The organism is Arcobacter sp. F155, assembly GCF_004116455.1.
Lineage (GTDB): Bacteria > Campylobacterota > Campylobacteria > Campylobacterales > Arcobacteraceae > Halarcobacter.
On the sequence record NZ_PDJU01000004.1, the window covers coordinates 34,982 to 47,712 of the forward strand.

Sequence of the window (12,731 nt, forward strand, 5' to 3'; positions counted from 1 at the left end):
ATAAAAAAGTAGATATATTCAAAAAGAAATTAATCCTTTAAAGAGCCGTTATAAATATACTCTTTTTTCCCTTTTCTGTAATATCCTGTTTTAACTTCTGTTAATTTAAAACCAAAATGAATAAAAATCTTATGGAATTCATGAAATCTCTCTTCTGGTACCGTAACAAAAGGTTTATCTGTACTTAGTTTATTTAATGCTCGTTTAAAAAGCTTAACTCCAATACCTCTATTTTGATATTCAGGAATAATTTTTATAGTACAAATTTTTTGTTCTTGTTTTTCTTTTTTAATAATTGCAATTCCTACAAGTGTATCTTCTCTGTACTCAGTAAGTATTTCCCTCGTATCATTAATGATTCCTGGAATAACTTTTGTAGAGTACCAAGTTTTAAAGTTTGGATAAAAAGATTCTATATCAACTAATAATCTCTCGTAGTTCTTGATTTGTGTGTGTGATTTTAGTGTCATTTATTTTTCCTCTCTTATCAAGTTGCAAAAAAGTTTTAATTTTGTTTTAAAAGAATACCATATTTTAACAAAAAAAGGTTTAGTTTTGGTGAACATAAATTTACATAAAGCATAAATTAATAAAACAATAATAGAGCCAATAAAAGCGATGATGGGTAAATCAACTAATGCAATAGATGCACTTATCTCCCATATAGATGAGATATAATTTGCTGTTAATTCAATAGTAAAACTTATTAACAAAAATATTAAAATATAATATACAATAGTATCTGTACTTGTATAGGAGAACTTAGCAAATGTTCCATAATGTTCAATATACTTTATCCTTCCCTTATCTTTATTAGGTGGTTTTGCTTTTTCACACCAATGGTAAGAGAGAATACGTTTAATATTTTCTAAATCACAATTAACATCTTTTATGTAGGTCTCCCAAATATTAGTCTCAACACTTCTACATCTTTTAAAACGGTCATGACTTAACTCTAAGTGGGCATCATTCTCTCTAACCAAAAAGAAATGTATCTCTTTTAACTGAATTTGATTTGGAGAACTTTTTAATGTTGATTGTAAATCTTTAGGTAAGTTCCTTGTCTCATTAATTCTAAACTCTACAAGCTCTTCTTTTCTATAGTTACTTCTTAGTAAAGAGTCACCATCATTAACATATTCACTAAAATTAGTATCTTTATTTAGCATAATTCTAAATCGGATGTACATATTATTTGTTTTTAGTAAATAAGTGGGTATTAATATACTTAAGTATGTACCATCATTGCATTTATTAATATTTACTAGAGAAGGGTCCCCAATATTTAATATTAAAAATTCTATGGTTTTATCTTCATTCTCTACTGTATAACATAGAGATGTTGGCTCTGACTGGCAGGTTAAAGGTTTATTGAAGATTGCATCTAGTAAGTTGTCATTCGTTAAAACTTTAGACAAGTCTTTAAAACATTCTTCCTCAAATTTAAAGGGGATAAAAATATTTAATTTAATATTTTTTTTATTTATATTGTTCTTTTCTAAGAGTATCCCTACATCAAGAAAGTCTTTTAAAGAAGTGGTAGAAAATCTTGTCTTTTTTTGTGGCAATTGCCATAAATTAAAATGGAGATATGCTGTTACCTTTTGATCTGTCCAGAATGCTAAACTACTTGCCATATTAACTCTTGTAATCAATAATTGACTGGTTAAAATAGAAAAATGACTGAGGTGCCTTAAAGTTTTTATAATATTCATATGGAGATAAATAATTATCTAATTCTCTAAACTCACTAATTTCTATTGCATAGCCAATATCTCTATTTTTATAATATGTATCAAATTCTTTTCTATCTATACCTGAAAAGTTTTTTGTATCTTCCCATAATTGCTCAGGATGATTCTGTAGTATATTCTTAATTTTAAAGTAACCAACAATTTGTTTTTGTGGTGATGAAGAATAAATATAAACTTTTTCTACATCCTTTTTAAATATCTGTTTTCTAAATTCGAACTTTTTCTCACCAGAAATTATTCGTGACACATATTTAGGCTTAATTGATATTAATGCTGTCAAGAAATTCCTTTTAGCTATTTTTATAACTATTATTGTAATATAAACAATATTATTATTTACTAAAGGTTTATTTATGATTGAAAAAGTTCCATTCTCTGCAATTGATCTAAGTGATATATTTTTTAATTCATTAAAAATCGATTATATTGGTTTTAATGAATGGTTTAACAAAAAAGCCTTAGCTGGAGAATCTGCATATATAATGCATGAGAATAATTTAATACAAGCTTTTATCTATTTGAAGGTAGAAGATAGTGAATTAGATGATGTGATACCATCTCTGCCTAAAAAGAGACGAATAAAGATAGGTACTATGAAAATCAATCCTCATGGCACACGATTGGGGGAGAAGTTCTTAAAACTTTCATTTCAAGAAGCAATAAATGAATCAGTTGACGAAGTATATGTTACAGTATTTGAAAAGCATAAGGGATTAGTGTCTTTATTAAAGGAATTTGGATTTGAAGAAGAAGCTAAGAAATCTACTACAGATGGTATAGAATTAGTTTTAATCAAAGATTTATCAAGTAAAAAACATCAAATCTTAAATGACTATCCTTTCGTAGATACTAGTTATAGAAAATTTCTTTTAGGGATTTATCCTCAATTTCATACAATTTTATTTCCAGACTCTATTTTAAATAATGAGAATGCGGATGATATTATCATGGATATCTCTCATACAAACAGTATACATAAAATATATATATGTAAAATGAATGATGTAAATATGATGAATAGAGGCGATAATTTAATTATCTATAGAACAAAAAACCCTGGTAGCGATGAGCGTGCATGGTTTAAATCTGTAGCAACTACTCTTTGTGTTGTGGAAGAAGTAAAAAGTAAAAATAATTTTGATTCAATTGAAGAGTATTTAGAATATTGTAAAGACTATAGTATTTTTACTGAAAGGGAATTGCGTTCTTTTTATCGATGGCAAAATTTATATATAATTAAATTTTTATATAATGTCTCTTTTGACAAGCGAGTTACAATGCAGAAACTAGTTGAAGATGCAGGTCTAGATAGAAGGCGTTATTGGGGATTTAGTGAATTATCTGATGAAGAATATTTTAAGATATTAGACTTGGGAAAAGTTGATATGAAATATATAAGGTAGATGAATGAAAAAAACAATTTTTATTACTGGAATTCATGGTGTTGGAAAAAGTTATTATAGTTCAAGAGTAACTGGCGAATATGAACATTATACAGCTAGTACATTGATTAAAGAGGCCTCTCTTAATAATATAACTAATGACTCAAAAAGAGTAAATGATCTTGATGAGAATCAGAGAGTATTAATTTCCTCATTCAGACATTTAAGAAAAAAAAGTAATAAAACTTTTCTATTTGATGGCCATCTTGTTCTCTTAGATAATAATAATAAGTTTCAGAAGATAAGTCTTGATGTATTCAAAGCATTTGAGTTTACTGTAATATTACTATTGATTGATAATGAACAAGAAATATATAATCGAATTGTTAATAGAGATCAAAAGAATCACTTTACTGTTAACCAATTATACAAAATGCAAGAACTTGAAATAGAGCATGCAAATTATGTCTCAAAAGAATTAGGTATCCCTCTTGAGATATTAGATTTACGGAAGAGTCAAGCTGAACAACTATTTATAGATAGATTATCAATGTACATATAGGATTGAGGTGCAGTAAAATTTTTGTTCGTCTCATAAGGTGAGATAAAATTATCAAAAATTTTGAGGTTTTCTATTTGGAGAGCATAAGCTTTTTCTTTATCTTGATAATATTCCATAAAATATTCTTTAGTAACTCCAGCTCCATCTTTACAACTCTCCCAAATCTCTTCAGGAAGACCTTCTAAGACAATATTTAAATCAAATGAACCAATAATCTTTTTCATTGGAGATGAAGAGTATATGTATACTTTTTCAATGTTATGTGGTTGACAAATTTTTTTTCTGAATTCAAAGGTTTTTGTCCCAGCAATAATCTCTTTAACAAACCTTGGTTTAATTGACATTAAGATATTACGTTTCATTAATATTTTTCCTCCCTTGAATTTCATAAATTTTTTTGGTATTATTATATCAAAAAACAATTTAGTTGTCAAGGATTATTTATCTATAGTAATATCGATTTCAAGCATAATAGACACGCTTTTTTTAATATAAAAATAAATTTAGTTGTAAGAACTTTTAATCATGAAAAAATTATTACTAAATCTATTGAAAAGCGATTACAAGAAGTAATTACAAAGAATTTTAAACAACAGGATATTCAGCTAAAGGACTTAAATATTTATGATAAAAACACATTACATGTAGTATTTTTTATTAGTCCTCATACAATTTCATTGTCAAGAGTAGTAAATAGTCTAAAAACATCGACTAGCAGGTTGATTAAAAAAGAATTTTCTTATCAGTTATCCTCATTTAATAATTTAGGTAAAAGTTTTTGGGAGCATGAATATAAACTTTTTACCTAATAATTTGCATGGAAGCATTTGTAGCATTCTTCCTCATTAATGATTAATCGATATTGTTCATCAGTTATTTGATTAATTGTTTGTAATTTATTACCTGTCATTGAAAGCTCTGTTAATTTTTTAAAAGAAACTTTATTATGTAAATAGAATATAGGCATAAATATAACTAATGTAGAGTTTTTCGATTTTATATATTCTTGTAATTCTTTACGACTAAAGACTGTTTTATACTTAGAAAGTTCGTAAAAAATTCCTTTGTACTCTGAGTTAAATATTTGAACAGCAATTGAAAGATTAGTTAATTGCATAATGTCTTGAGATCTGTAAAAAAGAAGGATATCTCCAATTTTAATATCTCTTGAAAACTTACCAATATAAGCTTTTAAAATACTATTACTTTCTGGTTGAATACTAGTAGGATTATCAAATAATGATGATTCTCTCTTTGGGTAATCATAAAATATCATATCATGATAATGGGGACGTATAGGGACGATATACTTGTTAACCTCGTTAAAATTGTCATTGAAAAAAGGATAATTGGAAATTAATTTTTTTTGGTAGATAAATAAAGGTAGTGATTTTATCTCATGTTTATCTAATGTTTTATATAGATATAGTTCTCCATCAAGTCTTTTAATCTCATAAAAGCCAAACTTATTTAGCAGTTGGATAAGGTATATATGTTTAGGATATGCTGTAACATATATACCTTTAATATAATTAGTTAGAGCTACCTTAATTATCTTTTGGATAAATAGTTCTCCTATCTTTCTCCCAAATCTATTTTTTTCAACTTTAAAGGTGGAGATCTTGATAACCTTATCAATGTGGTTACAAGAGGAATAGAGATTATGTCCTGAACTTATATCTTCAATCTTATAAATCATAATTGCAACAAGTTCTTTTGTATCCTCATCTTCGATACAAAAACATTTTCTCCTCTCCTTTGAGATGTTCTGGAACCATTTTTCAAAACCACTATAATCCTTCTCAATTGATTTAAATATGTTTTCTTTTAAAGAATAATTATCAATAGTTGAATGAATAATATTTTTAGATAATAATTTTGAGAGTGAGTTACATGGCATTTAAAATCTTTCATGTGTAGAAGTTAAAATATATTACAATATTATTAATTAAATATTAATGTACTAAGGAGTTGTCCTTAAATTATTGAATTTAATTAAAAGTATATTTGACATATAATAACTAAAATTAAATATGGGGAATAAGTATGAAAGAAAACCATATAAGTTTTAATCAACGAAAGATCAAGAAAAACTATCGTTCAATCACTGGACACTTCCCTAGTATTAAAAACAACAAGTCAATTGCTTTTGAATCAAAACTTGAAAACTCACTATTTCTTACATTAGAGTTTGATAACTCTGTATTTTCTTATCAAGAACAACCACAAATCGAAATAAATATAAATAGAAAAACAAAAATTTATAGTGCTGATTGTTATATAAAAAGAACTAAAGATTCTTCTAAACGAGATGCCTTAGTGGAAGTGAAATACACCTCAGAAATAGAGAAAAATAAAGAGCATTTCAAAGAAAAGTTTGATGCGATAAATACAGCAGCTAATGATATGAATTTAGATTTCATTATTTTTACTGAAAAAAATTACTCAGAAATAGAATTATTTAATTTAGATTTTTTATATAGATATAGATGCAGTCCTTTGAATGATAGATATGAAGAAACTATTTTAAACAAAATGAAAACTCTTAAAAATATAAAAGCTAAAGATTTAGTAACTTACTTAAATAGTTCAATTCAAGAATATGCATTGATTTCAAATACTATTTGGAGTTTAGTTGCACATGATAAATTAAAATCAGATATTAGTACTAGTAAATTATCAATGGATTCTTACATAAAGGTTTTAGAATGGGAATAATAAGTTTTGAAAAAGATTCAAAAATAGTATTTGATGAAAAAGAGTATTTTATAAAAGGATATCCTTCTCATACAAAAGTTTTGATAAAGCAAGTTGAAAAGCCATATACTGAAATAATTGTAAATGTTAGTGAGTTGATTAAAAATTCAAATAATGAAAAAGAAAATAATAGGTCTTTAGTTGATATCGAGCAAAAGGACTTTGATAAAGCGTTAGAACGATATAAAATTATTGAACCTCTTTTAGAACTTGAAAATAGAACAGCAAAAGATGTACAAAAGATTGCAAATAAGAATAAAAAAGGAATTGCAACCATATACAGATGGTTGTCCTTATATGAAGAATTAGGGACAATAAGTTCTTTATCTACAAAAAGAGAAAACTGTGGTGCAAAAGGAAAGAGTAGATTAGCCTCTTCTGTTGACACAGTAATTGATTCTGTTATTGAAGAGGTTTACTTAACAAGACAGCAGTACTCTTTATCAACAATTTATAGAGAGATCGTAAAAGGTTGTAATTATTTAGGAGAAACTCCTCCCACAAAAAATACAATAAGAAATAGAATTAATAGTGTAAACCCTAAACTTATTGCAAAAAGAAGAAGAGGTATTAAAGTAAATGAAACAAGAGGAATGCCAGGAAGTTTTCCAGAAGTTAAAATGCCTTTAGATGTAATTCAAATAGACCATACAAAAGTTGATGTTATGGTTGTTGACGAAGAAACTAGACAAAGTATAGGAAGACCAAATATTACTGTTGCAATTGATGTCTACAGTCGAATGATTTATGGATTCTATATCTCCTTAGATGCAATTAACTATTTTAGTGTAGGACAATGTTTACTCCATGCAATCATGCCTAAAGATGAAATTTTAAAAGAATATAGCATAAAAGGTGAATGGCCAGTATATGGATTACCTAGGCAAGTCTCGATGGATAATGCAAAAGAGTTCAGAAGCTTGAGTTTACAAAACTTTTGCCAAGAGTTTAGAATAACCGATGTTTATCGTCCAGTAAGTAGATCTCATTTTGGAGGAATTGTTGAGCGTCTAATAGGAACTTGTATGAAGAATACACATGAATTGCCAGGTACTACATTTTCAAATATTCTTGAAAAGGCCACATATAATTCAGAAAAAGAAGCTTGTATGACTATTAGTGAACTTGAAAAGTGGTATTTAGATTTTGTAGTTAATATTTATCATAAAACAGAACATATAACTTTAGGAATGACTCCTGAAGAAAAATTTTATCAAGGACTTTTAGGTGTAGGAAATGACAGTATCCCTTTCTTACCTACGGTTCCAGTTGATAATATTAAACTTAGAATGGCTTTATTACCTGCAATTGAGAGAAAAGTTCAGAAAAATGGGATTACAATTGATTATGTAACATACTTTTCAGAAACTCTGAGAAAATGGATAATTCCAGCACAATATAAAAAACTAAATCCTAAGTTGAATAATACTGTTTTATGTAGAAGAGATCCTAGAGATATTAGTAAAATATATATTTATGATGAAGATATAAAAGATTATATAGTTGTTCCTTATGCAGATATTAGAAAACCATCTATGAACTTAAAAGAATTAAGAGATTCAATTGCAGAGGCAAAAAAAGCTATTACAGGAAGAGAGTTAGAACCGCATGATATTTTTGAAGCATATGATAGGTTACATAGTTACGTAGAAACTTCAAAAAAAGAGATGAAGTCTGTACGAAGAAAACAGAGTTCTAAGAAACATCAAAAAAAGACTATTGAATTAGAAAAAAAGATTATTAAAGAGTCTATTGAAGAAAAAACTCAATCTTTAAATAAAGATATAGATGATGACGATGATGGTTATGAAATTTATCCAATTGATTAGGCAATGTAATGAATGATAGAAATTTGATAAAAGATGCTTTTGAGTGCTTAGATAAAAGTGATGAAGAGAGAATACTGTTCTGTAAGAAAGATCATTGGATAGGTTATAAAGCAGCAGTAAAATTAATAGAAATATTAGAAGATAAGTTTGAAGATCCTCCACAAATGAGACATGAAGGATTACTTATCTATGGTGATTCAAATAATGGTAAAACAGCAATATTAAAAAAGATGTATTCTTTGCATAAAGTTAAATTAGAACCTATTCAAAGAGAAGATGTAATAACTTATGAAATACCTATTATATATTTTCAAGCACCTACAATACCTGATGAGAGTAGACTTTATAGTCTTATATTAGATGAACTTTGTGTACCATATAAACATAATGATAAAATCCAAACAAAAGCTAAATTAGCAGAACACTACTTGCATAAATTAGGAACAAAAATGATTTTAATAGATGAAATACATAGTGCTTTAACAGGGAATCTAAATAAGCAAAGAACTTTTATAGATGACCTAAAACAATTAAGCAATAGACTTTCTCTTACTATAATACTAGCAGGTACTAGGGAAGCTCATTCAGCTTTATCAATAGGTAGTGAAACTGGTTCAAGATTTCCATCACTTGAACTTCCTAGATGGAATAATGATAGAAAGTTTAGATCTTTTATTGCAACGTATGAAAGATGTTTACCTTTAAAAGAGGCTTCAAATCTAGCAGAGAATCCAGATATAATAAACGCTTTATTTCATCAGTCAGAAGGACTAATAGGAAAAACAGTTAATCTACTAAAGAAAGCAGCTGTAAAAGCAATTAAATCAAAACGTGAATATATCATAGTAGATGATATAGAGTATTTACCAAAGTTATAAAATGGCTAAGAGAAAAAGAAATAGAGATTGGATTCAAGACTATTTCTTTTTATTTATACCTAGTCCTTTGCCAGATGAACTTTTAAGCTCGTGGCTTACAAGAATGGCATTTGAGCATAAAAGAACACTTCCTTTATTTTTCTCTTTATTTATAAGGCATGATGGAAGTTCTACAACCAGAACAGATTTAGACTTCTTATTTGATGAAAAGCTGTTTAAAACATTATCTCAAAAGAGTGAATTATCTATCAAAGAGATATATCAAATGTCTTTAAGAACTGAAGAAGGACAATTATTTACATGTAATGATAGTTTATATCCACCTTTACAAATTAGAAAACTAACAGATAAAAGAAATCACAATGGATTAATGTATTGCCCAAAATGTTTAAAAGAAGATAAGATACCTTACTTTAGGAAAAAGTGGAGATATGACTTTTATAATGCATGTCCAAAGCATGGAATATTACTGACAGATAGATGTTGGCGATGTTATTCAAAAATAGAATTATCCAAAATAAAACATCAAAAAGAACTTTGCATTTGCTATAACTGTGAAAAGGACCTAAGAGAAAATATTACAATTGCTATTTCTTCAAACTATTCATATGGGCTTAAAGCAGTAAAGTGGTTTGAAAAAGGGTTGTCCAGAGGTTATTTTTTAATAAATAAACAAAAAATAAAATCAGTATTTGTTTTTGATAGCTTTACATATTTCAGGTTTTTGTTAAAAAGAAAGGATATTCCAATATTAGATGGGTTCCCTTTGCTAGAAGAATATAAAGAGATTTGTAAAAAGTTAAAAAGATATAATTCAAAAAAAGCACTCTCTATAAAAAAAGAATTTATCTTAACTTCAATGGTATACTTTTTATTTCAAAACTACCCCAAAAACCTTAAATTGTTTTCTATAAACAATAATCTAACTCATAGAGAGTTTACTCATGGATTTAAAAATCTTTCTTTTTGGTATAAAGAGTTAATTAATGAAATAATACCAATGGAGAATAAGTTAGGTAGAGAAATAAGTGAAGAAGAAGTAAAAAATGCAATTAAATATTTAGAGAGTAACGGAGAAGTTGTAAATCAAAAAAACGTAGCAGCAGTTGTAGGTTGCCATTTTACAATTCATAAAGGGTATGTTAAAATATATCATTCATTACATGATAGGCATGTAAAAATAAAAGATGACTAGAATTCGAATAGGTTGGTATTGTAAGTAAAATGGAAATTGTATATTATGAAAAATTACAACAAAAATTGATTCCAAGTATATATGAATTAGCATGTATGATTGAAGAATCAATCCACGAACCTGTTAATATTACATTTGGAAAAATATATGAACTTCTGGTTAGAAAAAAAGGAATATTTTTTATTTGTTATGTAAATAAAGAAGAAATATCCTTTGGATTCCTATCAAATGGAGGGTATAATAAAAAACATAAGAGGCTAATGTTTTTTGCTGTTAAAAAGGATTATAGAAATCAATCTCTAGGTAAAAATATACTAAGAAAAGTGATTAAAGATAAAATTTACTTAGATTCAGGGTGTATGTTAGCTTGTAAAGCATATTTAGAGAAATTTTATGGAGAACTTGGTTTCAAAGTATATAATAAAGTGCATACATCAAAAGATGAAATTACGATGCTTCTCTCTTCAACAGATTGTAATATAGAAAAAGTAAATTTCGGGTTTTATAATGATGTTGAAGTTAGAGAAGATTATTCAAAAATATATGAAGGAACAACTGTTTATAATAATGTTCTATATAAGAATATTTTTCTTGGATTACTTTTTCTAATTCTTTTATTGTGGATTTATTAATAGTATCTAAGTGTTTGTTTTTGTTATATGAAATTAACTATATTTTTATCTTTCCAATTAAACCTGCCAACCATTTGGTAAGTTGTTCTTTTGAAAGTTCTTCATTTCTTTCATGATTTTTTGTAGTGAATTTAATAGGTGCCTTATATGTATATTTTAATGTATTTGTGGATAGATTTTCTTTCAAAAACAGTTCAATAAAATTATTAAATATTTGTTTGGTGATATATGTGTCTTTAGATACAATCACCCAACTTGCAGCAGCTGAAGATGGGTAGTTCTCAAGTTCTAATAATCCGACATATTTATTTTCATATTGGAATGTTACCGTAATATATTGTCTTTGCCTTTTTTTTATTTTACATCGTTTATTGATTTCATCAGTATCTCTTATCTTTGTTTCTGTTAAATATTGAACATTTGAAATAGAAAAGTTTTTGAAAGCAGATTGTTGTGATAGAAATGAACTATACTGTTTAAATACAGTAAAGTTATCAATTTCATTTAATGGGTTTCTCTCTTCAACCTCTTTTTCAAACTCACTTGAGATGACAATTTTACCAATATTCTTTTCACCTTTATTAGATGATTCTGTTAAGCTATGGTCAATTGACTCACCATTATTTTGTTCTTGATAGATTTTTAATATATTAACAAGAATATCTTTTGTTATTGTTTCATGCTCAATTTCAATGCCATGAAGACTTCCACAACTTTTTTTCTTATCTTTTCTATGATGGGTTTGAGTATACTTTTTAGTTGCAGGTTTTCCTTTTAATATTTCAGTTATATTTTCAGGAATCTCTTTATCAACCTTTGGAAGATTTTCAAACTCATCAACTGATGTAATTGTTTTATTCTGTTCAATAATCTTGGTGAATTTATCAAAGCCTATGTCTGAGTAGTCATTTAATATTTCATGTACAAAATAATATTTTTCGCCTTTTTCTTCATTTGTAAGAATACTACAGCGCGTTTCAATAGAGAACTGTTGTTTAACAGGAAAATTTGCTTTGATAGGGATATCTTCGATTTCTTTGTCTATATCAAGCTCTCTCATAAACTTTAAATAGTTGTTGATATATTTACCAATATTATCAAACTCTTTTTGTGCAATTTTATTACATGCATATCTATGAATAAAAGCAGCGTCTTCATCGTTTCGAGGTGTTGGTAAAACTATTTTTGCATCATCTCTATCTGGTGTACACATTACGTATAAATCTTCGAGATTACAATCCAAAGCAGCTTCTCTCATTTCTGAAAATCTAAAATAATAGTATATAGCTATTGCAAATTCCGGAATAATGAGCTTAATATCATTTTGCTCTAATAGATAACAATTAAGATATTTGGCTTCCTTTAAAAAAGTTCTTTTCCATCCAGCAATAGAAACAATACTTTTTTCATCAATTAGTTCATATAGTTTTTTAGAATGATTGTTGGTAAGTATTGAAGTATCAATTAAAAACTCTTGTTCAAAGATATTTTTGTTTTGATAGTAATTATTGAGTTCTCCATTACTAAAAGATTTTTCTAGAGGAAAATGGGTAAATAATAGTTCTGGGGATATGTCATAGGAGAAGACTTCATTTTGTGTCATATTTTTAATGACCACTTTAAAATGACTATTGCCATACTTATCTTCATCAAGATGAAGTTTAAGAGGTAAAAGCAACCTAAATGTATCATTTGGATTGTCTGCCATGAAATCAGGAATGATTCTTTTACCTCGCGACATG

The 12,731-nt window shown here is 27.1% G+C and carries 14 protein-coding genes; 8 read left to right on the forward strand and 6 right to left on the reverse strand.

Translation table 11 applies throughout. From position 1 onward, the window contains the following. Positions 1–29: 29 nt before the first annotated feature. Genes CRV03_RS05840 through CRV03_RS05850 form a run of 3 tightly spaced genes read right to left on the reverse strand, consistent with a single transcriptional unit; the run spans position 30 to position 2,034 of the window. Positions 30–470: a GNAT family N-acetyltransferase gene (locus CRV03_RS05840; protein WP_129084217.1), complete on the reverse strand. Its 441-nt coding sequence runs from the start codon at positions 468–470 to the stop codon at positions 30–32. Beyond that, the gene (locus CRV03_RS05845; protein ID WP_129084218.1) at positions 471–1,637 is read right to left on the reverse strand and encodes a hypothetical protein; all 1,167 of its coding nucleotides are present in this window, start codon (positions 1,635–1,637) and stop codon (positions 471–473) included. A gap of 1 nt (position 1,638) precedes the next feature. Continuing rightward, positions 1,639–2,034, reverse strand: coding sequence for an ASCH domain-containing protein (locus CRV03_RS05850; RefSeq protein WP_129084219.1), 396 nt, complete (start codon positions 2,032–2,034; stop codon positions 1,639–1,641). Positions 2,035–2,107: 73 nt separating this feature from the next. Between CRV03_RS05850 and CRV03_RS05855 the strand changes: the two genes are divergently transcribed. Together CRV03_RS05855 and CRV03_RS05860 are read left to right on the forward strand one after the other, a co-directional pair. Then, a complete protein-coding gene (locus CRV03_RS05855; RefSeq protein WP_129084220.1) occupies positions 2,108–3,157 on the forward strand; it encodes an N-acetyltransferase in 1,050 nt (349 codons plus the stop codon). Positions 3,158–3,161: 4 nt separating this feature from the next. After that, positions 3,162–3,698: an ATP-binding protein gene (locus CRV03_RS05860; protein ID WP_129084221.1), complete on the forward strand. Its 537-nt coding sequence runs from the start codon at positions 3,162–3,164 to the stop codon at positions 3,696–3,698. Here CRV03_RS05860 and CRV03_RS05865 read toward each other — a convergent pair. Continuing rightward, entirely contained in the window at positions 3,653–4,060 is a 408-nt protein-coding gene (locus CRV03_RS05865; RefSeq protein ID WP_129084222.1) for a hypothetical protein, read from the reverse strand. The two genes, CRV03_RS05860 and CRV03_RS05865, sit on opposite strands and share 46 nt — an antisense overlap. Before the next feature lie 129 nt (positions 4,061–4,189). Here CRV03_RS05865 and CRV03_RS14360 point away from each other — a divergent pair, with 129 nt between their 5' ends. After that, positions 4,190–4,507: a transposase gene (locus tag CRV03_RS14360; RefSeq protein WP_375153734.1), complete on the forward strand. Its 318-nt coding sequence runs from the start codon at positions 4,190–4,192 to the stop codon at positions 4,505–4,507. On the opposite strand, the gene CRV03_RS05875 is transcribed toward CRV03_RS14360, so the two are convergent. After that, positions 4,504–5,598: a hypothetical protein gene (locus tag CRV03_RS05875; RefSeq protein ID WP_129084223.1), complete on the reverse strand. Its 1,095-nt coding sequence runs from the start codon at positions 5,596–5,598 to the stop codon at positions 4,504–4,506. The genes CRV03_RS14360 and CRV03_RS05875 overlap by 4 nt on opposite strands. Positions 5,599–5,744: 146 nt before the next feature. On the opposite strand from CRV03_RS05875, the gene CRV03_RS05880 reads away from it, so the two are divergent. The 5 genes from CRV03_RS05880 to CRV03_RS05900 are packed head-to-tail and all read left to right on the forward strand — an operon-like array spanning position 5,745 to position 10,989. After that, positions 5,745–6,416, forward strand: coding sequence for a TnsA endonuclease N-terminal domain-containing protein (locus tag CRV03_RS05880; protein WP_129084224.1), 672 nt, complete (start codon positions 5,745–5,747; stop codon positions 6,414–6,416). Continuing rightward, positions 6,407–8,284 carry a Mu transposase C-terminal domain-containing protein gene (locus CRV03_RS05885; protein WP_129084225.1) on the forward strand — a complete coding sequence of 626 codons (1,878 nt, stop codon included), beginning with the start codon at positions 6,407–6,409 and terminating at the stop codon, positions 8,282–8,284. The genes CRV03_RS05880 and CRV03_RS05885 overlap by 10 nt, the downstream gene beginning before the upstream one ends. Positions 8,285–8,292: 8 nt before the next feature. Then, positions 8,293–9,162, forward strand: a complete 870-nt coding sequence (locus tag CRV03_RS05890) for a TniB family NTP-binding protein (RefSeq protein WP_129084226.1) — start codon at positions 8,293–8,295, stop codon at positions 9,160–9,162. 1 nt (position 9,163) lies between these two features. After that, complete coding sequence (locus CRV03_RS05895) at positions 9,164–10,357, forward strand: TniQ family protein (protein ID WP_129084227.1); 1,194 nt, start codon at positions 9,164–9,166, stop codon at positions 10,355–10,357. A gap of 29 nt (positions 10,358–10,386) precedes the next feature. Next, on the forward strand, positions 10,387–10,989 hold the full coding sequence (locus tag CRV03_RS05900; protein ID WP_129084228.1) for a GNAT family N-acetyltransferase: 603 nt from the start codon (positions 10,387–10,389) through the stop codon (positions 10,987–10,989). Positions 10,990–11,026: 37 nt separating this feature from the next. Here CRV03_RS05900 and CRV03_RS05905 read toward each other — a convergent pair whose 3' ends face one another. Then, the gene (locus tag CRV03_RS05905) at positions 11,027–12,730 is read right to left on the reverse strand and encodes a hypothetical protein (protein ID WP_129084229.1); all 1,704 of its coding nucleotides are present in this window, start codon (positions 12,728–12,730) and stop codon (positions 11,027–11,029) included. Position 12,731: the final 1 nt, after the last annotated feature.